We start from the raw sequence: 20,502 nt of genomic DNA on the forward strand, positions 1-20,502 counted from the left end.
AGGACTGATTTCATGTATTCCATCGGCCAGATGTCAAAACGCACCGGAGTGAAGGTTCCGACCATTCGCTACTACGAAGAGGTGGGGTTGCTGGATGCAAGTGGACGGACCGAGGGCAATCAACGTCGCTACGACAAAGCCGGTCTTGAGCGGCTTGGTTTTATCAAACATGCGCGCGAGCTCGGCTTTTCACTGGACGCGATTAACGCGCTGATCGACCTTCAGGATCATCCTGACCGCAGCTGCGCAGAGGCAAACGAGATCGCCCAAGCGCAGCTTGTCGATGTCCGGCAGCGTATCGCTCGACTTCGCGCGTTGGAGGCGGAGTTGATCCGGATTGCCGACGGCTGCTCTGGCAATGGGGTGACCAGCGATTGCTATGTTCTGGCCTCGCTTGCCGATCATCAGCATTGCTGCGCGGATCACTGAAATCGCCATTTGCAGATCCTCAACTGCGCTCAGGATATTGCAGTCCTTCGCACGATCCGTTTGGCTGAACCCCGGACCTATCTGATGGAGATTCGAGATGACATGCGGATGTGGACAGGATCACTCTGGAAGCGGCGGACATGCCCGGCCAGATCCGAAACCCGGTCAAATTGCACTTTCAGGCACGATCACCTGCAAAAACGCCGAACAGTTGAAAACCGTGCTTGAGCAGGTTCCCAAGCACATAGCGCTGAGCCGGCAAGAGCCGGGATGCCTGTTTTTCGAGATCAACCAAACGGACGATCCGATGGTCTGGCGCGTTGAGGAGCTATATGCGGATCAGGATGGGCTCGACGCGCATAAAGAGCGGCTTGCCGCCAGCGAATGGGCCAGCAAGACGACAGAGCTCACGCGCGACATCCAGCGAATCGACGGTTAGGCCGAAAGCTTGCAGACGCGCCTGACCGCTGCGGCATAGCCGTCTGTCCCGAGGCCGGCGATGACCGCGTCGGCCCGGTTACTGACATAGGAGTGATGGCGGAACGCCTCGCGCTTGTGGATCTGGCTGATATGAACCTCGATCACCGGACCTTCGAAGGCGTTCAGCGCATCCAGCAATGCAATCGAACTGTGGGACAGACCACCGGGATTTATCACGATACCAACAGCGGTTTCGCGTGCCTCATGTATCCAGTCGATCAGTTGGCCTTCCCAGTTGGATTGCATAGCCTCGATCCGGAAGCCCTCGGCGCAGGCGCCCTGTGCCAATGCTTCGACATCGGCCAGTGTCTCATGTCCGTAATGCTCTGGCTGGCGCTTGCCCAGCAGGTTCAGGTTCGGGCCGTTCAGCAAAAGGATCGTCTTCACGCCTTATCTCCAACAGGGAAGTCGCGCTGATATTTGATGAATGGCGTGCGCGTGGCAACCCGGTCATACAGCATCCGACCCGCATAGTTGTCTTCGGCGGTCAGCCAATAAATGGCCTCGGCGCCGCGAGATTCGGCAGCCGAAGCGACTGCCTCGATCAGGGCGCGACCGACGCCTTTGCCACGGGCATCTGGGGTTGTGAACAAATCCTGCAGATAACACACGCCGCCGGGCCGCCAGAGGTTCGGATGGAAAACGTAATGCGTCAGTCCAAGCAACGCATCGCCTTCCTCGGCAACAAGGCCCATGAAGTCGTTTTCGTTGCCAGAGGTCAGCCGGGTGAAGGCCGAATCGAAAAATGACTGTGGGCGGTCGGGATGGCCATAGAACTGCTGATAACCATCCCATAGCACCTGCCATCTCGCTTTATCGTCGGGTTCGAGCGCACGAATTTTCAATGGTTTACCTTCCCTGACGGCGAGCCATAAAGGCCAGTTTTTCAAACAACGCGACATCTTGTTCGTTCTTCAGCAAGGCACCGTGCATCTTAGGCAGCATTTCACCGGGCGCCTTCTTCAGATCCTCTGGCGCAATATCTTCGGCAAGGATCAGCTTCAGCCAATCCAGCAGCTCGGACGTTGACGGTTTCTTTTTCAGCCCCGGAACGTCGCGGATCTCGAAGAACTGGCTCAACGCCTCTTGCAGAAGTCTTGGCTTCAGACCGGGGTAATGGACGTCCACGATGCGGGCCAGACCTTCCGCATCCGGGAAGCGGATATAGTGAAAGAAGCAACGCCGCAGGAATGCGTCAGGCAATTCCTTCTCATTGTTCGAAGTTATGATGACCACGGGCCGATGCGTGGCCTGCACGGTCTGGCCTGTTTCGTAAACAAAGAACTCCATCCGGTCGAGTTCCTGCAATAGGTCATTCGGAAATTCGATATCGGCCTTGTCGATTTCATCAATCAGCAGAACGGTTTTCCCATCTGCCTCAAAGGCTTGCCACAGCTTGCCCTTGCGGATGTAGTTGGCCACGTCATGCACACGCGCATCGCCCAACTGGCTGTCGCGCAGCCTGCTGACCGCGTCATATTCGTAAAGACCCTGCTGCGCCTTGGTCGTGGATTTCACATTCCATTCGATGATCGGCAGACCAAGCGATGCGGCCACCTGCCGGGCAAGCTCTGTCTTGCCGGTTCCGGGCTCTCCCTTCACCAGAAGCGGCCGTTCCAGCGTGATCGCGGCATTGACCGCCATCGTCAGTTCAGGCGGCGCGACATAGCTTGCGGTCGAGGAGAATTGCATTATCGGCATCCTTCTTATGGCGCGGCGACCCTAGCTGCCGCGCGATGCCGCAGCAAGCAGCCTCACCGACATTTGCGACCAATGCCCTAGTGACAAGTGCCGATGCTTACCGTAAAGGGGGGCGCGAGGATCGGGGGACAGGCACCTCGACCCGTCGGAGGACGTATGAAACAGCAGATTTTCCTGCCCGATGATTACCGCCCAGCCGAAGACGAACCGTTCATGAACGATCGCCAGCTGGAGTATTTCCGTCGTAAGCTGGAGGCCTGGAAGGCCGAGTTAATCGAACAGTCCGCAGAAACGCTGGAGGGGTTGCAGGACAGCGCCCGAAACGTGCCGGATCTGGCTGACCGCGCGTCAGAGGAAACCGACCGCGCGTTAGAGCTTCGGACTCGCGACCGTCAGCGCAAGCTTGTTGGCAAGATCGATTCGGCGCTTCGCAGGATTGGAAACGGTGAGTATGGTTATTGCGAAGTGACCGGAGAGCCTATCAGCCTCAAGCGTCTGGACGCGCGGCCAATCGCCACGATGACCCTTGCGGCACAAGAAAAGCACGAGCGGCGAGAGCGCGTTCACCGCGACGACTGACGGTCCCTGGCGGGATCGTTGAGTGTGTGTCGGGCAGGACCATTGCTGGCGGCACGTATGGCAGGACGTGTCATCAGCTGTGCGGCACGGTTAACTATCGGAGCATAAGCTGAGCCGATATCTTAAGAACAGGAACGTCGCAGTTATCGGCGGCGGCATTGCGGGCCTTACGGTGGCCATCGCGTTGGCGCATCGCGGCGCAAAAGTCACGGTGCAAGAGCGAGCACCTCAACTGACAGAGGCAGGTGCAGGTTTACAGATTTCGCCCAATGCCGGGCGGGTTCTGGAGGCACTCGGACTAGGCGCGGCCTTGGATCAGGTCTCGGCCCGGTCGGCTGGCGTCCTTCTGCACGACCATCACGGCAAGCAGGTCGCGGCACTGGCCTTGGCCGCACGACGTCCGGGCGCAGCATTCAGGATGGTGCATCGTGCGCGACTGATCGAGGTGCTAGAGCGCGGTGCGCGTGAAGCAGGCGTTCTGATAGAACTTGGCAAGGAGGTTGGCGAGGTGTTGCCCGATGCACCGCTGGTGATTGGGGCTGATGGCCTGCACAGCATCATCAGGCGCAAGCTGAACGGGGTCGAGCATCCGTTCTTCACCGGCCAGACTGCGTGGCGTGCATTGATCCAGGATGGGTCAGAAGATGCCTGCGCCCGCGTGTTCATGGGGCCGCGAAAACACCTCGTCACCTATAGGCTTGGCGGAGGGTTGCGCAACATTGTGGCTGTGCAGGAGCGCCCGGATTGGGCCGCAGAGGGCTGGTCACATCAGGATGATCCCGCAAATCTGCGCCGCGCCTTTGCCGGATTCGGCGGTCCGCTTCCGGGGTGGCTTGCGCAGGTCGACACTTGTGGGGTCTGGGGCTTGTTCCGACATCAGGTCGCGCAACGCTGGCACGACGATCGGCTCGCTATCCTTGGCGATGCGGCGCATCCGACCCTGCCCTTCATGGCGCAGGGTGCCGTCATGGCGATCGAGGACGCATGGACAATGGCCGAGTGTCTGGATCGGATCGACGATCAATCAGCAGCGCTTGCGCGCTATCAGGCGCTTCGCCGCCCGCGCGTCGAAAAGATCGTTGCCGCCGCCAATGGCAATGCCCGCAACTATCATCTCAGCGGGCCGGCGCGGGTCATCGCCCATGCCGGTTTGCGCAGCCTGTCACGCCTTGCGCCGAACCGGCTGATGGGCCGGTTCGACTGGATCTACGACTATGATCCACTGGCGGAAGCGGTGAGTTAAGCCGCGTCCTCGACCGCGGCGACGATGCTGTCGACGACCTCACGCAGAACTCCCTCATCCTCAGCCTCTGCCATGACACGGATCAGCGGCTCTGTCCCCGATTTGCGGATAAGGACGCGTCCGGTTCCGTTCAGTCGTGTCTCACCCGCTGCGATGGCCTGCTGAACCGAGCCGGCGGCCAGCGGATCGGCCCCGGCAGCGTAGCGCACATTCTTCAGCAGCTGCGGCACAGGGTCGAACTGGTGAACAAGTTCTGATGCAGTCAGCCCGGTATCGGTCATCGCCGACAGGAATTGCAGACCGGCGATCAGGCCATCCCCGGTTGTCGCATAGTCGGTCATCACGATGTGGCCGGACTGTTCGCCGCCAAGGTTGAACCCGCCTTCACGCATCCGCTCAACCACGTAGCGGTCACCGACTTTTGTTCGTTCCAGCTTCAGCCCTCGACCGGTCAGGAAGCGTTCGAGACCCAGGTTCGACATGACAGTCGCAACCAGTGCGCCGTTCTGCAGCTTGCCCTTATCGGCCCAACGCCCGGCCATCAGGGCCATCAGCTGATCGCCATCGGCGACGCGGCCCTTTTCGTCGATCAGGATGACACGATCCGCATCGCCGTCCAGGCAGATGCCCAGATCCGCCTGATTGTCCAGAACAGCCTGCGCGGCAGTCTCTGGATGGGTAGAGCCTACGCCATCATTGATATTGCGTCCGTTCGGGTTGACGCCGACGGCAACGACATCGGCACCGAGTTCATACAAAACATCCGGTGCCGCGCGATACCCGGCACCATTTGCGCAATCAATGACGATTTTCAGACCGTCCAGTCGTTGACCGGCGGGAAAAGTTGTCTTCGCATATTCGACATAGCGGCCAAGCGCGTCGTCTATCCGCTTGGCGCGACCGATATTCTGGGGCTCCGCCGGGCGTATCTGACCCTCGACAATCGCCTCGATCTTCGTCTCCGCATCATCCGAAAGCTTGAACCCATCGGGACCAAAAAACTTGATTCCGTTGTCATCGGCAGGATTGTGGCTGGCGGATATCATGATTCCAAGGTCCGCGCGCATCGAGCGGGTCAGATATCCAACGGCCGGGGTCGGCAGCGGCCCCAGCAACAACACATTCATCCCGGTGCTGGTCAGTCCGGCGGTCAGTGCATTTTCCAGCATATAGCCGGAAAGCCGGGTATCCTTGCCAATGACGACGCGGTGCCCGTTGCGCCCGTCGCGGCGGAAATAGCGGCCCGCCGCGGCGCCCAGCCTCATGGCCAGTTCGGCCGTCATCGGCTCACTATTGGCCCGGCCCCTTACGCCATCGGTTCCAAAAAGCTTGCGCACCATCTAGTCATCCCTTTCCGTCACGGCCCGCCACAAGGCCAATCCCTGCACCGCATGCGCCACGTCGTGGACACGGTGCATCTGCACACCCTGCGCCACAGCCGCAAGCGCGACGGCAAGTGTTCCTGCCTGCCGCGCCTGCGGATCTTGCGCCTCTGTCACCTCGCCGATGAACCGCTTGCGCGAAACACCCAGCAAGATCGGGCAACCCAAGCTGTGAAACAGGCTGATCCTGTTCAGAATAGACAGGTTATGCGCCAACGTCTTGCCAAACCCTATACCCGGATCGATCAAAATGCGCTCGTGGCGGACACCGGCCTCGGCAGCGCGCAGGATACGCGTCTGCAGCGCATCATAGACGTCGAGCAACACATGCTCATAGCGCGGATTGTCCTGCATTGTTTCCGGCAGACCCTGCGCGTGCATCACACACACAGGAAGGTCATTCTGCGCGACAAAACCGGGCAGATCATCGTCGAAATCAAATCCCGAGACATCGTTGACCATCGATGCACCGGCCGCGACGGCCTGCCGTGCGACTGCTGCCTTGCGCGTGTCGACCGAGATCGGCAGCGCCCCGGCCATTTCCCCGATCACAGAAACAACACGCTCGGCCTCGTCGGCGAAGCTCACCTCTGCCGCGCCGGGCCTGGTGGATTCGCCGCCGATATCCAGAATATCGGCTCCTTCTCGGGCCAATCTGCGCGCCTGCGCCAATGGGTCGTAGGTGCCGCCGTCTGAAAAACTGTCAGGCGTCGCGTTGACGATGCCCATGATAGAAGGACGAGACATATCGATATCGCAGATACTCGCCCGCGTGGCCGTCAGACGGTCAATCACTTCCGGCGGCGCGGCAGAGGCAGGTACGATCTGCGGCAAAGCACGTCGCGAAAGCCGCTCAACACGCGAAAACCGCAGCCAGCCGCCCGCAAGCGGATGCGATCCGCCCTCTTCCGGGATCGGGCGCCAATAGTCGCTCATTCAGTGATCCGCCGAACGGGAATATCAGTGGTCAGGGAAGGCGTGTCTTTTCCCTCCGGCAAGGCAATATCCAGCCGTTCCGCGCCAAGACGCTCTGCCAGCCATAACGCTACCGCAATAGGATCAGCCTCCAGTCCCGAAACATCGGCAACCATACGCGAGGGCGCCCAGACAATCGGACGGGCTTCCTTTATCGCCCAGTCAAGCTCTGTCCTGTTATCGGCGACATCCAACCCAAGACGACCGCCAAGCGACCACGCAGCCTGATCTAGCGCGAGCAGCGCCACGCGGCGCTCATTGCCGCCTGAAGGAAGCGGCAGATCCGGCGCATCAGGAGACAAGATGACAGCGCCGGTGTGCCGTGCGATGTCGGCACCGTGAAAAACCACGACCGGAGACAGGCTGCCGGCAGCGGTATCGACCCGCCCCTGCTGTCTGACCAGAGTTACACCAAGTGCTCCGGGCACCCGGTCAAGCTTTTCAACGCAAATCCTGACCCGCTTTGCCTGGGCGTGCTTAAGCACATCCGCGGCGATACGTTCCGCCAGTGTTTCCAAAAGGTTATACCGCTGATCTGCCAAACCAGAGGCGACCGCGTCCGTCAAAACGTCATATGACAGAATGCGGTCAACATCGTCACGAACACCAATCACCGGATCGGCAAGGTCAACGCAAAGGTTGAAGCGCAGACGCTGGCGGCGACCACGCTCTGACTGGAAAGCACCGATCTCGGCTTCCACCACATAGTCACGCAGGTGAATTTGGTCTGGTTCGTTCATTTGATCCAGATTTCAAAGAAAACGCCCCACCGCAAGGGGTGGGGCGATACTTGGCATTCAGAGCGATATCAGCGGTGCATCAGTTCGATGCGACGCGGCGGCCCTGACGATAGAAGATATGTGCGCCGATACGGGTCGTGCGAGTGAACCGACGCGACCAGGACGGGCTGACGGCGGTGGTGTGGAAGTAGGTCGCACCATCGGTCAGCGAACGCGGCGCACCGGCCAGTGCCTCGGCGGCAATCTGACGCGCACGGGCAGCCGATGCTGCATTCGACATCCGGCGACCCTTTTTGTAGCTGAACTGACCGCGTTGGTACACGACACCGCAGACAGAGTTCGGGAACGCGCCACTGTCGACACGGTTCAGAATGACCTCGGCAACCGCACGTTGACCGCTGCGGCCTTCGCCACGGGCTTCGAAATACAGTGCTTCGGTTAGACAGGCGAGGGAATCAGCACCGCCATAGCGGGCATTGGTCACAGTCTCGGGACCGCGGGCGGGATCGGCCTGGGCCACAGTTGGGGCAGCGACCGGCAGTGCAAGCGAAAAGCTAAGACAAAGCGCGGCCAGTTTACGGGTCAGCGTCGGCATTCAGCAGTTTCCTGTTCGTGGGTGCCGGTCCGGTGGCAGCTGGCCGGCGAAATCCCGCGGAAACTACACAGAGCGTTTCAAACGCTGCTACGCGAGAGGACGTGAGGTTCCAGATTCCATGGCGTTGGCGAAGATTCAGGCAGTTTCTTGCCGACAGGTTTCCGCCGTTCTGGCGAGAACACGCCAATTCGCGCTTGCGGCATGGTCCGCGCGCAAGCGACAACCCACCCGAATCAGTCGTTTTTCTTTACTTGGGCCCGAATCGATTCCTGCGCTGCAGCAAGCCGCGCGACGGGTACCCGGAAAGGCGAACAGGAAACGTAGTCGAGCCCGGCCCGATGACAGAAAGCAATAGATTGCGGGTTGCCACCATGCTCTCCGCAGACGGCTATCGTGATTTCCGGCTGCGCCTCGCGCGCACGGCTTGTGCCGGTCAGCAGCAACTCCCCCACACCGTCGATATCAAGGATGTGGAACGGGTCCTCATCATAGACGCCCTGTTGAACATAGGTTCCCATGAATCGCCCCGCGTCGTCGCGCGACAGCCCATAGGTCATCTGCGTCAGGTCATTTGTGCCGAAAGACAGGAAAGCCGCATGCCGGGCAATATCGCCGGAGCGCAGCGCCGCACGCGGCGTTTCAACCATGACGCCCAAACGATAGGTAAAGTCCCTGCCCGTTTCGTTCCGCACGGCAGCAGCAACGGAATCGACACGGTTCTTGACGATTTCCACCTCGCGCCGCGCACTGACAAGCGGGATCATGATTTCGGGCACGACCGCCGCGCCTTCTGTGGCGCTTGCAATCGCTGCTTCAAAAATGGCGCGCGCCTGCATGTCGTAGATTTCGGGGACAGTAATGCCCAGCCGCACGCCGCGCATACCCAGCATCGGGTTGAATTCTGACAGCGCCTCGATCCGGCGCGACACATCGGAAATCGGCAGGTCCAGGGATTCCGCCAGCTCCCGGATGCCTTCGCGATCCTGTGGCAGGAATTCGTGCAAGGGCGGATCGAACAGCCTGATCGTGACCGGCAAGCCAGCCATGATCCGGAACAGCTCGGAAAAATCCTTACGCTGGATTGGCAGAAGCCGCGCAAGGGCGACGCGTCTGTCCTCTGGCCGGTCGGCAAAGATCATCTCGCGCATGATCGGCAGACGCATTTCGTCAAAGAACATATGTTCCGTCCGGCACAGGCCGATACCTTCCGCCCGGAACATCCGCGCTGTGCGGGCGTCCTCGGGCGTGTCGGCGTTCGCCCTGACGCCCAGTTCACGGAAGTTGTCGGCCCAGTCGAGCAACCGGTTGAAGCTATCGTCAAGCGCCGGCTCCATCATTTCCGCCACACCGGCCAAGACCTCGCCCGAGGTGCCATCGACCGTTATCTCTTCACCTTCACGGAAACGACGATCACCAACGCGCAGCTCTCGGGAACGGACGTCAATCGCGATGCCGTGGGCACCCACGATACAAGGCAAGCCCAGACCACGCGCGATCACGGCGGCATGGCTGGTCGTGCCACCGCGTTCCGTAAGGACGGCGACCGACGCGTGCATGCCGCGAATATCTTCGGGCGATGTTTCGCGACGCACCAGAATGCAGGATTCGCCACGCGCGGCAGCAGCCTGAGCGGCGGTCGCAGAAAAAACGATCTTGCCAGAGGCAGCACCGGGGCTTGCATCAATGCCACGCGCGATCACATCGCGTGGCGCGCGCGGGTCGGTCTGATAGTGCATGAGCTCTGAAAGCGCGCGCGGCTCTACCCGCATGACTGCCTCTGCCGGCGGAATAATATCGTCCTCTGCCAAGGCCACAGCGACCCGGACCGCAGCACGGGAAGAGCGCTGCACGCGCAGTGCGTCGATGATCGACAATTCGCCGTCCGAGATGACAAATTCGATCTGCATTTCATCACGCAGACGGCTGCGTGCCAGGCGGCAATATTCAACGAGATCCGAAAACGCGCCCGGCGCGATTTCTTCCAGCGAAGGCCCGCGCGGATCCTTTGTCAGATACATCGTCTCGGCACCTTCGGCACGCAGACGGCCATGCATCTGCCCCCGGAAGCGACCATTGATGCCCGACACGCCGGTCACGCTGTCAATCATCTGAATGGTGCCGGAACCGCTGATGCCGGGTCCGACCGCAAGCGCCATGGCCTGCACCACCAGCCCGAGGGGTGCATCCTCTGGCGCACCCTTTGCCTGACGCAACAGCCGCGCTGTCGGGGAATCCCACGCCCTTGCCATCGAACGCAGAACCTCGGTCAACTGACGCTTAGGGTCCTGCGGGAAATCCTCGTCCATCTCGGCACGATAGGCATCGAGTGATCGGGCCAACGCGCCCTCTCCGCTTTCGGCAAACATGTCCGGGTCGAGGCGAGCGACGTTCACGGCGTAGGATTGCACGAAGCTGAGATATATCGCGTCAGCCGCCTCTTGCCCGCGAGCTTCAACGATCTTGCGGTGGCATTCGTCATTGATACCGACGTTCAGCACCGTTTGCGGCCCGCCCCATTCCGGCATCACCGCCGAAGGGCGCACACTGACCAGGCCGTCGCCTTTTTCGAACAGCCCGCCAAGCAGGCTGGCCTGCGGTGTCGCGCCCTGCGCCATCGCCCGCACCGCTTCGGCGGACAATGCGAATGAGGTCGGAACAGGCATGTCCATGCGAACGAGGCGCTGAAGGCATTTTGCCCGCCAACCGTGCACAGTTGTCTTGACCCCCGAGGACGGGGTGATTTCAATCAGCTCGGAATGGTCTAACACGCGATTCATTACGAATGCACATTACGCATGAGCCCACAAATGCTGCAAGTGCGAGATCGTGTGCAACCCACGAAACACGCAATCCCAAGGCCGCTGGATCACGAAGGAAGCAAAACGATGAAACTGACAGAGCTTGCACATGGTGGCGGCTGCGGCTGCAAACTTGGCCCGGCCGTGCTGAGGGAGTTGCTGACTGATCAGCCGGTCGCACAGATGTTTCCCCAGCTTCTGGTGGGCAACGCGGAATCCGATGACGCCGCCGTCTGGCAGGTGGATGACAAGACCTGCGTGATTGCGACCACGGATTTCTTCATGCCGATGGTCGATGATCCGCGCGATTTCGGCCGGATCGCCGCAACGAATGCGATTTCGGATATTTATGCGATGGGTGGCAAACCGATCATGGCACTTGCGATCCTTGGGATGCCGATCAACGTGATGGGCCCAGAAACCATCCGCCAGATTCTTGCAGGTGGTGCCGAAATTTGTGGAGATGCCGGTATCCCGATTGCCGGCGGGCATTCCATAGATGCGCCCGAGCCGATCTATGGACTGGCAGTCATTGGCATATGCTCTCCTGAACAGGTGCGGCGAAACGGCGGCGCACAACCCGGCGACAAGCTGATTCTGACCAAGCCGGTTGGCGTCGGTATCTATTCCAACGCGATCAAGAAAGGCACCGCGACCGCCGAGGACATTGCGGAAATGGTGAAAACCTGCACCACCCTGAACCGTATCGGGCAGGATCTGTCAGGTCACGACGGGGTTCATGCGATCACTGATGTTACCGGCTTCGGCATTCTGGGGCATGGGCTGGAGATGGCGCGGGGTGCGGGTCTCGCGCTGAAAATCGACCGGTCCTCAATCCCGCTTCTTACTCGCGCTGCTGATTTGGCAGGCTCAGGCCACAGGACGGGCGCGAGTGACCGGAACTGGGATGCAGTAGGCCCTGACGTGCAACTGCCGGACGATATTACGGATGCCGAGCGCGATATTCTGACAGACCCGCAGACATCGGGCGGTTTGCTGGTTGCCGTTGCGGCGGACCGGGCAAATGAATTGCTTGCAGAAATTCGAAAACAACACCCGTCAGCGGCGATCATCGGCGAGGCGGAACCGGGCGAAGGTCTGATCGTCGTCTAGGAAAAAGGCGGCACGCCAGGGTGCCGCCTTCTGTAAACTTAACGCATTAAAATCAGGACGCGCCGGGGCAGCGATAATAGCGCAGGCCGACGCCGTCTTCTTCCATTTGCAGGATCCCGGGCGACAGACGAAGCAGAACCAGACGCTCGAAGGCCTGGCCTTCACCGCCGCAAGATAGCCGAACTTCGGCTGCATCACCTTTGGTTGTGCTATCAACAGCGGTGCATTGCGATTCGTAGAACTGGAAGCGGCTGCCCTGAATGCTCAGCGCGCCTTCGCTGGCTGATTGACCACACTCTGTCGAGCGTAGATTATACGAGCCGTTCAGCGTATTTGCCGGGTCGACCACACCAGAGGCTTCTTCTGGCGCTGCCGGGGCAATCGTTTCCTCGACCATAAGGTCAGCCTCGGCGCGGCTGATCGGCTCTTCTTCAATCGGCATACAGGCCGCGATGCTCAACGTGGCAATGGCACTGGCAGCACCCAGAATAACGAAACGCTTCATTCTGTCCTCCTTGTTTGACTGGGGCCGCGGTCCTCAAATCAAGCCGCGCCCTTTCAACAAAGGCTCAACACCCGGCATTCGTTCCCTGAAATTGATCCAAAGTTGATCAGCTGGTGCTGATCCACCCCTTGACAAGATCTCTTCCTCAAGCCGTCGGGCCGTCTCAGGATCAAAAATATCCCCGGCCTCGCGGAACGCTTCGAACGCATCGGCGTCCATAACTTCGGACCAGAGGTACGAGTAATATCCGGCCGAATAGCCGTCGCCGGAAAAGACATGACCAAAATGCGGGGTGGCGTGGCGCATCGGGATGGCAGCGGGCGCGCCCAGCCCTGTCAGAATTTCTGCCTGCCTCGACATGGGGTCGGCTGGCGGAGTGCCACGGTGGAACGCCAGATCGACGAGCGCACTTTCAAGATATTCCAGTGTCGAAAAACCCTGATCGGCGTTCCCCGCCGCGATGATCCGGTCACGCAGGTCGGCGGGCAAAGGCGCATTTGTGTCAGCATGGCGGGCGTGTTCATCCAGCACTTCGGGCTGATCCAGCCAGTGCTCATACAACTGGCTGGGCAATTCGACGAAATCGCGCGCAACCGATGTGCCCGAAATAGAGGGCCAGCGGACGTCTGAAAGGATGTGGTGCAAGGCATGACCGAATTCATGGAACAGCGTTTTTGCGTCGTCCCATGAAAGGAAGGCATTGGCGCCTTCTGACGAGGGAGGTGTGAAGTTGCAGACATTGACCACAATCGCGCACTGCCCGTCGCCGATTTTATGCTGGTAGCGCAATGCGCTGCACCACGCACCAGAACGCTTTGACGGTCGCGCGAAATAGTCGCCGAGGAAAATGGCCATTTCCTTGCCATCGCGCATGATCCGCCATGCTCTGACGTCCGGTGACCAAAGCGGTGCCTCAAACGGTTCGAATGTCAGTCCGAACAAGCGGTTAGACACATCGAACGCAGCGGCCAGCATTGCATCGAGTGTGAGGTAGGGCTTGACCTCCGCCTCATCCAGATCGTGCTCCTGCCGACGCTTTCTGCCCGCATAATAGCGCCAGTCCCAAGGCGCGAGCGCGGCGTTGATACCGTCTTGCTGCATCATGGCTGATAGTTCGGCGCTGTCCTGCTCGACGCGCTTTTCGGCGGCTTGCCATACCTCCGTCAGCAGTTCCTCAACCCGCTCTGGGCTACCGGCCATTTCGGTTTCAAGCTTGTATGCCGCGAAGTCTTCATAGCCCAGCAATCGTGCACGTTCATGGCGCAGCGACAGGATTTCTGCGACAATCGCGGTGTTGTCCGTTTCTTCGCCGCCTGCCCCTTCACCAGAACCACGCGCAACCCATGCGCGCCACGCGATCTCGCGCAGGTCCCTGTCATCCGAATATTCCAGGAATGGCGTGATCAGCGACCTGTTCAGCGTGACAACCTGCCCGCTGCTCCCACGTTCCTTCGCGGCGGCACGCATTGCAGAGATCAGCCAATCGGGCAGCCCGGCAAGCTGTTCATCACCAACGGCCATGACGAAGTCGCGTTCATCCGCCAGCACATTCTGGCCGAACTGCGTGTACAGCACGGCAAGACGGGACCGGATGTCAGCCATCCGGTCACGGTCCATGCCAGTCAGGCCTGCGCCCGAACGGCGAAAATCGCGCATTGCAAGTTCAGTGATCCGCCGATCTTCCGGGTCCAGATTATCGGCTCCTTCCCAGACCTTCGCCACACGGTCATAAAGCCTCTTATCCATACCAACCTTGCTGCCATGTGCCGCAAGCATCGGCGCGAACTCTCTGCTAAGCTCCTCCCGGCGGTCGTTGGAGGCCACGCCGGTCAGCGTGTAAAACACGGCGCAGACATTGTTCAGTGGCTGCTCTGCCGTTTCAAGCGCGGCGACCGTGTTCTCAAAACTTGCGGGTTCGGGATTGGCGGCAATCGACTCTATCGCTGCATCCGCTTCGGCCAGCGTGGCTTTCATGGCCGGCGCAAAGTCATCGTCCCCGATCAGGTCAAAGCGCGGCAAGCCGAATTGTCCGGTCCAGTCGGTCAGTTCACGATTCATGGCAAATCTCCTTTGCGGGAAATCTATGCCTCGTGTGGGCGGGCTTCCACCCCGGAACAGACCGGGCAGTCAGGACGCCGTTTGACGGAGATGCTGCGCGTCTCACCATAGAGGCCATCATAGATCATCATTTTGCCGGTCATGCCCTCGCCAGCACCGGTTATATACTTGATCGCCTCAAGCGCCATCATGGAGCCGATGACACCCGGCAAGGGACCAACCACGCCTGCCTCGGCACAGGGCAGCGCCAGCCCCGGCGCCGGTTGTTCAGGGAAAACGCAGGCGAAGCAGGGACCGCCGGAACTTGGATCATAGGTCGCCAATTGCCCTTCCCACTGCGATATTGCCCCCGCAATCAGTGGCACACCCGCAGCGACGCAGGCTGCGTTAATGGCGGCGCGCTCGGAAAAGCTGTCCGTGCCATCGAGCACGATATCAAACTTACCAATCAGGGACTCATCCTGATCTGTGATGCGGCGGCGCGTTGCCTCGACATTGATCAACGGGTTCAGCGCACGCAGCGCCTCTGCCGCAGCCAGTCCTTTGGGGCGTCCTGTGTCAGTCGTGCGATAGATGATCTGGCGTTGCAGGTTCGACAGGCTGACGGTATCGGGATCGGCGATATTTATGCGCCCGACACCCGCGCCCGCCAGATATAGCGCCGCCGGGGCACCAAGCCCCCCTGCCCCGACGATCAGGACGGATGCGTCGCGCAACTTCTGCTGGCCCGGTCCGCCAATTTCACGAAGCACAATGTGGCGCGCGTAACGCTCCACAGCCGCGTCCTGTTCGGAGTCCGGCGCTTGCAGCCTGGCACCTTCCGACCCTGTCATGCCGGGTGCCGCTTGCGCGCCCCCCAAATTGGCGCCAACGCGGGCCCGAATCGCCCCGACGAGCGAGGCGTAACCGAGTCCGAGTCCCAACGCCACGCCAAGCGCCAGCCAACTGCGCACATCGAGCGTTCCGAACGCTTTGAATTCAGAGGCGGGCGCCGCCAGCATCAGTGCCAGCACGATCAGCCATATCAGGAAAAGCCCGGCAAGGACGCGCAGTATGCCCCAACCCATCAGCCACGCTGCGGCAACAATGCTGAGCAGGCAAAGGGGCAGAAGCAGCGCCAACCCTACCCCCTGCCCGTAGAGCCGAAGCCGCCCGTGCCTCGCGCGGTCTCTTCCAGCGTTGCGGTCTCAGTGAACCGAGCCTGCACGACCGGGGCGACGACAATTTGCGCGACGCGATCCCCGTGGCTGATGACAAGCGGCTTATCTGACAGATTTATCGCGATCACACCGACCGGACCGCGATAGTCCGAATCGATCGTGCCGACGCCATTGACCATCGCCAGACCGTCGCGCAGCGCAGCACCAGAGCGGGCCCTTATCTGCACCTCGAACCCCGGCGGAATCTGCATCTTCAATCCCGTCGGGATCAGTTTCCGCTCCATCGGGGCGAGGGTCATCTGCCCCCCGCCTAGATCGGCGCGCAGATCGGCGCCAGCGGCGCCAGCAGTCTCGTAGCCGGGCAGTGGCAGCGAGGCATCCGCGCCCTCGGCTCTGAGAATAAGAATTTCTGGTTCCATCCGAAGAAAAGGCCGCCCGAAGGCGGCCCCCTTTTACTATCTGATCAAGCCTATTTCGGCGCGATCATCATGACCATCTGCCGGCCTTCCAGCTTCGGCATATTCTCGATCTTTCCGGCTTCACCCACATCATCGCGGACGCGGTTCAACAGGTCCACACCCAGATCCTGGTGCGCCATTTCACGGCCACGAAAGCGTAGCGTGACTTTGACCTTGTCGCCGGCCTCAAGGAATTTCATCACGTTGCGCATCTTCACGTCGTAGTCATGCGTGTCGGTGCCGGGACGGAATTTCACTTCCTTAATGTCGATAATTTTCTGCTTCTTACGCGCCTCGGCCTCGCGCTTTTGCTGTTCATATTTGAACTTGCCGAGGTCCATGATCTTGCAGACGGGCGGGGTCGCGTTCGGCGAGATCTCGACAAGATCGAGACCGGCTTCCTGCGCCATCTCCAGCCCGCGCGCGGGCGAGACGACGCCGACATTTTCACCATCCGCCCCGATCAGGCGGATTTCGGCGACACGAATTCGTTCATTGACTCGGGGACCGGAGTCACGGTTTGGGGGCGGCGCATTATGTGGACGACGAGCTATGGTCGGATTCCTTTTATGGATTCGAGTGAATGGGCGGCAAACTATGCAGTTGCGCCCTGCTATTCAACCAGATTCGCCACTTTCGGGTTCCATTCGCGGGGTTTCCGCAAGTCGAGGCATGTGGCAAGAAACAGACAACCGGCAGAGAGACGTGAATGAACAGAACAGTCGCAATCATAATTGCCGCCCTCGCTGTCATATGCGCGGGTTGGTGGGGCCTTTCTCGAGTGAATCCTCCCGAACAGGAGGTTTCCGAAGAGACGATGCCAGAAAATGAGCCTGCCGAAACAACGCCTGCTCAGACCGAAGACGCGGCGGAAGAGGCGCATTTGCCTTTGCCCGAAGATATCGCGCCTACACGGGAAGAGCCGGAAGTAGCTGTCGAGCCTGTTCAGACCCCGGCACCGCAGGACGCGGAATTGCCGCCAGAGACGGGCTCTCAGATGGCGCAGGAAACAGAATCCGTCGCTGAGGCCGCCATTGCAGCCGCAGATGCACGCGCCGAGGAAGAAGCGGCCGAGCGGGCACAGATGCTGGCACAACAGGCCGCACAGGAAGAACTGGCAGAGGCGCTTTCGCCTTTCATGACTGTTCAGGCGTTCTCGGCCCCATCGATTCGTGCGGCGATATCCGCCCTGCCGCCGAGTGATGATCCGATGATCACCCAGGCACGCGCAGATATCGTCGCAGAGATTGAAGCGATCCTTCAAGACGCTGACGACGCCGAAAGATCGTCTTCAGCGCCCGCGCCTGTGTCCGGCGATGCTGCAGAAGCGACGGAGCAGGTCGCTGCGCCCGCAGAAACCGATACCGAGACGGCAGCGGAGCCTTTTGACCCCGCGCTTTATATCAACCGAATAGAGCAGCTGTTCTGATGGGCATTTCACTTCAGGACTATCTGGCAGGAAAACCCACCGAACTGGCCACCGGCCCGATCGCAATCATCATTTGCGAGGATCAGACCGAGGTCGCGTCGACCCTGCGCCATGCCGAATATGCCGGCTTTCGGCTTGTGCTGGCGCTGTCGCCAGAGCCGCTGCCGCATGGCTTCACGACACCCAACACCCGCAATCTTATCTTCGACGCCCGGCGCTCTGACGCGCATGTCCGGGCTGTCAATCAGATCAATGAGGCCGTCAAGCCAGGCACATGGCTATATTACGGCTACAACGCAGAATATCTGTTCTTTCCCTTCTCGGAATCGCGTCGGGTCGGAGAGATGCTGACCTTCCACACCGAAGAGCGGCGCGCCTCGATGCTGACTTATGTCGTCGATCTGTATGCGCCCGATCTGACCACGCACCCGAACGCGGTCGATCTTGATGACGCAATGTTCGACCAGACCGGCTATTACGCACTTGGCAGAAAAAACGCGCAGGGCGACTATCTGGAACGCCAGCTGGACTTTCACGGCGGTCTGCGGTGGCGCTATGAGGAACATATCCCCGAAAACCGCCGACGCATCGACCGGATCGCGTTGTTCCGGGCCAAGCCGGGCTTGACCCTGCATGTTGATCATCGCTTCGACGATGAGGAATATAACACCTATTCCTGCCCCTGGCATCATAACCTTACCGCCGCTGTCGCATCGTTCCGGGTGGCGAAGGCGCTTGCCTGCAACCCTGGCTCTCGCGATGAGATCACCGATTTCCGCTGGCGGAACTCAACCCCGTTCGAATGGAGCGCACAGCAGCTTATGGATCTGGGCCTGATGGAGCCGGGTCAGTGGTTCTGAGCCTGTGCTTGCGTGGACGCATCGGCAGGTGATAGACGTCGCGTCAATGTGAAAACCACCGCCCCGACAGGAAAGTGTGACCAGGCATGGCAATGCAGAAGACACAGTTCGACAAAGACGACCTTTTGGCCTGCGCGCGCGGCGAACTTTTTGGTCCCGGCAATGCGCAACTGCCAGAGCCGCCGATGCTGATGATGGACCGCATCACCGATGTCTCCGAAGACGGCGGCGCGCATGGCAAGGGCCACATCACAGCCGAATTCGAGATTCGTCCGGACCTGTGGTTCTTTGAGTGCCATTTTCCCGGCAACCCGATCATGCCCGGCTGCCTTGGCCTTGACGGGCTGTGGCAGCTGACCGGTTTCAACCTTGGCTGGCGCGGCTGGAAGGGGCGCGGCTATGCCCTGGGCGTTGGCGAGGTCAAGCTGACCGGCATGGTCCGTCCGGACCGCAAGCTGCTGACCTACAAGGTCGACTTTACCAAGGCCGTACAGACCCGTCGCCTGACGATGGGCGTGGCCGACGGCACCGTCGAAGCTGACGGAGAGGTCATCTATCAGGTCAAGGATATGAAGGTCGCGCTATCAGAAAGCTGAGCGCGGCTGTATCGCCCGCGGGGGCGCTGCCCCCGCACCCCCGAGGTATTTCAGCACCAAAGAACGAAAAAGCTGCGACCTTCTGCGGGGTTGTGCGCTTCATGGTGCGCGATTAACTTTGGGACAAACGGGGATTCCCCCTTTGAACGAACGGGAAGAGGAGCGTGCATGCGCCGCGTCGTCATCACCGGGCTGGGTATCGTCTCGCCCATCGGAAACAATGCGTCAGAGGTGACCGAAAGCCTGAAAGCGGGCAAATCGGGCATCGTGTTTGCGCCTGAATATGCTGAACATGGCTTCCGCAGCCAAGTCCACGGAATGCCGCAAATCAAGCTTGAAGACCACATCGACAAGCGCAACCTGCGCTTCATGGGTCCCGGTGCGGCATATAATTTTATCGCAATGGAACAGGCCATTGCCGATTCCGGGCTGGAAGAAAGCGACGTCTCCAACCCGCGATCCGGCCTGATCATGGGTTCGGGTGGTCCATCCACCAGCAATTTCTTCGATGCGCATCAGATCGTTATCGAGAAGGGTTCACCCAAGCGAATGGGGCCGTTCATGGTCACGCGCTGTATGTCCTCGACCAATTCGGCCTGTCTGGCCACGCCGTTCAAGATCAAGGGCGTGAATTACTCGATCACCTCGGCCTGTTCGACGAGCGCCCATTGCATCGGCAATGGCGTCGAGCAGATCCAGATGGGCAAGCAGGATATCGTCTTTGCAGGTGGCGGCGAAGAGTTGGACTGGACACTGTCCTGTCTGTTCGACGCGATGGGTGCGATGTCGTCGAAATACAACGATACGCCAGAAACGGCATCCCGGCCCTATGACGTGAGCCGCGACGGCTTTGTCATCGCTGGCGGCGGCGGTGTCGTGGTTCTGGAAGAGCTGGAGCATGCGCGGGCCCGCGGCGCCAAGATCTATGCCGAAGTCACCGGATATGGCGCGACCTCGGACGGCTATGACATGGTCGCACCTTCGGGCGAAGGGGGCGAGCGGTCGATGCGCGTGGCTCTGGCAACGCTGCCGGAAGATCGCAAGATCAGCTATATCAACTCTCACGGGACCTCGACCCCGGTTGGCGATATCGGTGAGGTGAAGGCGATCCGGCGCGTCTTTGGTGAGGGCTCGACGCCGCCGATTGCCTCGACCAAATCGCTGACCGGCCACTCGCTTGGCGCGACGGGCGTGCATGAGGCGATCTATTCGTTGCTGATGATGCAGAATGGCTTCATCGCCGCATCGGCGAATGTCGCTGAGCTTGACCCCGAGCTGAAACCAGAGGAAATCGCGACGACCCGCGTCGACAATGTCGAATTCGACTCGGTCCTGTCCAACAGCTTTGGCTTTGGCGGTACCAACGCGACGCTGGTGATGTCGAAATTCCTGGAGTGATTT

At 60.2% G+C, this 20,502-nt stretch carries 22 protein-coding genes; 9 read left to right on the forward strand and 13 right to left on the reverse strand.

Annotation, left to right across the window (positions count from 1 at the left end; genetic code table 11):
- Positions 1 to 12: 12 nt before the first annotated feature.
- Positions 13 to 429 carry a MerR family transcriptional regulator gene (locus tag PAF20_RS11280; RefSeq protein WP_271070735.1) on the forward strand — a complete coding sequence of 139 codons (417 nt, stop codon included), beginning with the start codon at positions 13 to 15 and terminating at the stop codon, positions 427 to 429.
- A gap of 211 nt (positions 430 to 640) precedes the next feature.
- The gene (locus PAF20_RS11285) at positions 641 to 868 is read left to right on the forward strand and encodes a putative quinol monooxygenase (RefSeq protein WP_271070736.1); all 228 of its coding nucleotides are present in this window, start codon (positions 641 to 643) and stop codon (positions 866 to 868) included.
- Here the strand turns inward: PAF20_RS11285 and PAF20_RS11290 are convergent.
- From PAF20_RS11290 to PAF20_RS11300, 3 genes are read right to left on the reverse strand one after another with little or no spacing between them, the layout of a single operon-like run.
- Positions 865 to 1,296 (reverse strand): type II 3-dehydroquinate dehydratase, encoded by a 432-nt coding sequence (locus tag PAF20_RS11290; RefSeq protein ID WP_271070737.1) that lies wholly within the window; start codon positions 1,294 to 1,296, stop codon positions 865 to 867. The two genes, PAF20_RS11285 and PAF20_RS11290, sit on opposite strands and share 4 nt — an antisense overlap.
- Positions 1,293 to 1,754, reverse strand: a complete 462-nt coding sequence (locus PAF20_RS11295; RefSeq protein ID WP_271070738.1) for a GNAT family N-acetyltransferase — start codon at positions 1,752 to 1,754, stop codon at positions 1,293 to 1,295. The genes PAF20_RS11290 and PAF20_RS11295 overlap by 4 nt, the downstream gene beginning before the upstream one ends.
- A gap of 4 nt (positions 1,755 to 1,758) precedes the next feature.
- Positions 1,759 to 2,601 (reverse strand): AAA family ATPase, encoded by an 843-nt coding sequence (locus PAF20_RS11300; protein ID WP_271070739.1) that lies wholly within the window; start codon positions 2,599 to 2,601, stop codon positions 1,759 to 1,761.
- A gap of 165 nt (positions 2,602 to 2,766) precedes the next feature.
- Between PAF20_RS11300 and dksA the strand changes: the two genes are divergently transcribed.
- Together dksA and PAF20_RS11310 are read left to right on the forward strand one after the other, a co-directional pair.
- A complete protein-coding gene (gene dksA, locus PAF20_RS11305; protein ID WP_271070740.1) occupies positions 2,767 to 3,189 on the forward strand; it encodes an RNA polymerase-binding protein DksA in 423 nt (140 codons plus the stop codon).
- 109 nt (positions 3,190 to 3,298) lie between these two features.
- The gene (locus PAF20_RS11310; RefSeq protein WP_271073313.1) at positions 3,299 to 4,432 is read left to right on the forward strand and encodes an FAD-dependent oxidoreductase; all 1,134 of its coding nucleotides are present in this window, start codon (positions 3,299 to 3,301) and stop codon (positions 4,430 to 4,432) included.
- On the opposite strand, the gene glmM is transcribed toward PAF20_RS11310, so the two are convergent.
- From glmM to PAF20_RS11335, 5 genes are all read right to left on the reverse strand, one after another.
- Positions 4,429 to 5,772: a phosphoglucosamine mutase gene (gene glmM / locus PAF20_RS11315; RefSeq protein WP_271070741.1), complete on the reverse strand. Its 1,344-nt coding sequence runs from the start codon at positions 5,770 to 5,772 to the stop codon at positions 4,429 to 4,431. The genes PAF20_RS11310 and glmM overlap by 4 nt on opposite strands.
- Positions 5,773 to 6,750, reverse strand: a complete 978-nt coding sequence (folP, locus tag PAF20_RS11320) for a dihydropteroate synthase (protein WP_271070742.1) — start codon at positions 6,748 to 6,750, stop codon at positions 5,773 to 5,775.
- Positions 6,747 to 7,529 (reverse strand): dihydroneopterin aldolase, encoded by a 783-nt coding sequence (locus PAF20_RS11325; RefSeq protein WP_271070743.1) that lies wholly within the window; start codon positions 7,527 to 7,529, stop codon positions 6,747 to 6,749. The genes folP and PAF20_RS11325 overlap by 4 nt, the downstream gene beginning before the upstream one ends.
- Before the next feature lie 79 nt (positions 7,530 to 7,608).
- The gene (locus tag PAF20_RS11330; RefSeq protein WP_271070744.1) at positions 7,609 to 8,124 is read right to left on the reverse strand and encodes a cell wall hydrolase; all 516 of its coding nucleotides are present in this window, start codon (positions 8,122 to 8,124) and stop codon (positions 7,609 to 7,611) included.
- A 233-nt stretch (positions 8,125 to 8,357) separates the two neighbouring features.
- Positions 8,358 to 10,901 carry a putative PEP-binding protein gene (locus PAF20_RS11335; RefSeq protein ID WP_271070745.1) on the reverse strand — a complete coding sequence of 848 codons (2,544 nt, stop codon included), beginning with the start codon at positions 10,899 to 10,901 and terminating at the stop codon, positions 8,358 to 8,360.
- A 108-nt stretch (positions 10,902 to 11,009) separates the two neighbouring features.
- Between PAF20_RS11335 and selD the strand changes: the two genes are divergently transcribed.
- Positions 11,010 to 12,035, forward strand: coding sequence for a selenide, water dikinase SelD (gene selD / locus PAF20_RS11340; protein WP_271070746.1), 1,026 nt, complete (start codon positions 11,010 to 11,012; stop codon positions 12,033 to 12,035).
- A gap of 52 nt (positions 12,036 to 12,087) precedes the next feature.
- Here the strand turns inward: selD and PAF20_RS11345 are convergent, their stop codons facing one another.
- The 5 genes from PAF20_RS11345 to infC are packed head-to-tail and all read right to left on the reverse strand — an operon-like array spanning position 12,088 to position 16,833.
- Positions 12,088 to 12,540, reverse strand: coding sequence for a hypothetical protein (locus tag PAF20_RS11345; RefSeq protein WP_271070747.1), 453 nt, complete (start codon positions 12,538 to 12,540; stop codon positions 12,088 to 12,090).
- 33 nt (positions 12,541 to 12,573) lie between these two features.
- Positions 12,574 to 14,598, reverse strand: a complete 2,025-nt coding sequence (locus tag PAF20_RS11350; RefSeq protein WP_271070748.1) for a M3 family metallopeptidase — start codon at positions 14,596 to 14,598, stop codon at positions 12,574 to 12,576.
- Between the two features lie 23 nt (positions 14,599 to 14,621).
- Entirely contained in the window at positions 14,622 to 15,719 is a 1,098-nt protein-coding gene (locus PAF20_RS11355) for a HesA/MoeB/ThiF family protein (RefSeq protein ID WP_353620588.1), read from the reverse strand.
- 2 nt (positions 15,720 to 15,721) lie between these two features.
- Positions 15,722 to 16,177: a dUTP diphosphatase gene (gene dut, locus PAF20_RS11360; RefSeq protein WP_271070749.1), complete on the reverse strand. Its 456-nt coding sequence runs from the start codon at positions 16,175 to 16,177 to the stop codon at positions 15,722 to 15,724.
- 50 nt (positions 16,178 to 16,227) lie between these two features.
- Positions 16,228 to 16,833 carry a translation initiation factor IF-3 gene (gene infC, locus PAF20_RS11365; RefSeq protein ID WP_434802957.1) on the reverse strand — a complete coding sequence of 202 codons (606 nt, stop codon included), beginning with the start codon at positions 16,831 to 16,833 and terminating at the stop codon, positions 16,228 to 16,230.
- A 200-nt stretch (positions 16,834 to 17,033) separates the two neighbouring features.
- Between infC and PAF20_RS11370 the strand changes: the two genes are divergently transcribed.
- From PAF20_RS11370 to fabB, 4 genes are all read left to right on the forward strand, one after another.
- Positions 17,034 to 17,645 (forward strand): hypothetical protein, encoded by a 612-nt coding sequence (locus PAF20_RS11370; RefSeq protein ID WP_271070750.1) that lies wholly within the window; start codon positions 17,034 to 17,036, stop codon positions 17,643 to 17,645.
- A complete protein-coding gene (locus PAF20_RS11375; protein WP_271070751.1) occupies positions 17,645 to 18,505 on the forward strand; it encodes a hypothetical protein in 861 nt (286 codons plus the stop codon). Before PAF20_RS11370 ends, PAF20_RS11375 begins: the two co-directional genes overlap by 1 nt.
- An 86-nt stretch (positions 18,506 to 18,591) precedes the next feature.
- Positions 18,592 to 19,101 carry a bifunctional 3-hydroxydecanoyl-ACP dehydratase/trans-2-decenoyl-ACP isomerase gene (gene fabA / locus PAF20_RS11380; RefSeq protein ID WP_271070752.1) on the forward strand — a complete coding sequence of 170 codons (510 nt, stop codon included), beginning with the start codon at positions 18,592 to 18,594 and terminating at the stop codon, positions 19,099 to 19,101.
- A 168-nt stretch (positions 19,102 to 19,269) separates the two neighbouring features.
- A complete protein-coding gene (gene fabB / locus PAF20_RS11385; RefSeq protein WP_271070753.1) occupies positions 19,270 to 20,499 on the forward strand; it encodes a beta-ketoacyl-ACP synthase I in 1,230 nt (409 codons plus the stop codon).
- The last annotated feature ends 3 nt before the right edge of the window (positions 20,500 to 20,502 follow it).

Origin of the sequence: Paracoccus albus (assembly GCF_027913035.1) — a bacterium.
GTDB lineage: Bacteria > Pseudomonadota > Alphaproteobacteria > Rhodobacterales > Rhodobacteraceae > Paracoccus > Paracoccus albus.

Coding starts and splice junctions, on each gene's coding strand:
- PAF20_RS11280 (WP_271070735.1), top strand. CDS start 13: ATGTATTCCATCGGCCAGATGTCAAAACGCACCGGAGTGAAGGTTCCG.
- PAF20_RS11300 (WP_271070739.1), bottom strand. CDS start 2,601: ATGCAATTCTCCTCGACCGCAAGCTATGTCGCGCCGCCTGAACTGACG.
- dksA (WP_271070740.1), top strand. CDS start 2,767: ATGAAACAGCAGATTTTCCTGCCCGATGATTACCGCCCAGCCGAAGAC.
- glmM (WP_271070741.1), bottom strand. CDS start 5,772: ATGGTGCGCAAGCTTTTTGGAACCGATGGCGTAAGGGGCCGGGCCAAT.
- folP (WP_271070742.1), bottom strand. CDS start 6,750: ATGAGCGACTATTGGCGCCCGATCCCGGAAGAGGGCGGATCGCATCCG.
- PAF20_RS11325 (WP_271070743.1), bottom strand. CDS start 7,529: ATGAACGAACCAGACCAAATTCACCTGCGTGACTATGTGGTGGAAGCC.
- PAF20_RS11330 (WP_271070744.1), bottom strand. CDS start 8,124: ATGCCGACGCTGACCCGTAAACTGGCCGCGCTTTGTCTTAGCTTTTCG.
- PAF20_RS11335 (WP_271070745.1), bottom strand. CDS start 10,901: ATGAATCGCGTGTTAGACCATTCCGAGCTGATTGAAATCACCCCGTCC.
- selD (WP_271070746.1), top strand. CDS start 11,010: ATGAAACTGACAGAGCTTGCACATGGTGGCGGCTGCGGCTGCAAACTT.
- PAF20_RS11345 (WP_271070747.1), bottom strand. CDS start 12,540: ATGAAGCGTTTCGTTATTCTGGGTGCTGCCAGTGCCATTGCCACGTTG.
- PAF20_RS11350 (WP_271070748.1), bottom strand. CDS start 14,598: ATGAATCGTGAACTGACCGACTGGACCGGACAATTCGGCTTGCCGCGC.
- dut (WP_271070749.1), bottom strand. CDS start 16,177: ATGGAACCAGAAATTCTTATTCTCAGAGCCGAGGGCGCGGATGCCTCG.
- PAF20_RS11370 (WP_271070750.1), top strand. CDS start 17,034: ATGCCAGAAAATGAGCCTGCCGAAACAACGCCTGCTCAGACCGAAGAC.
- PAF20_RS11375 (WP_271070751.1), top strand. CDS start 17,645: ATGGGCATTTCACTTCAGGACTATCTGGCAGGAAAACCCACCGAACTG.
- fabA (WP_271070752.1), top strand. CDS start 18,592: ATGGCAATGCAGAAGACACAGTTCGACAAAGACGACCTTTTGGCCTGC.
- fabB (WP_271070753.1), top strand. CDS start 19,270: ATGCGCCGCGTCGTCATCACCGGGCTGGGTATCGTCTCGCCCATCGGA.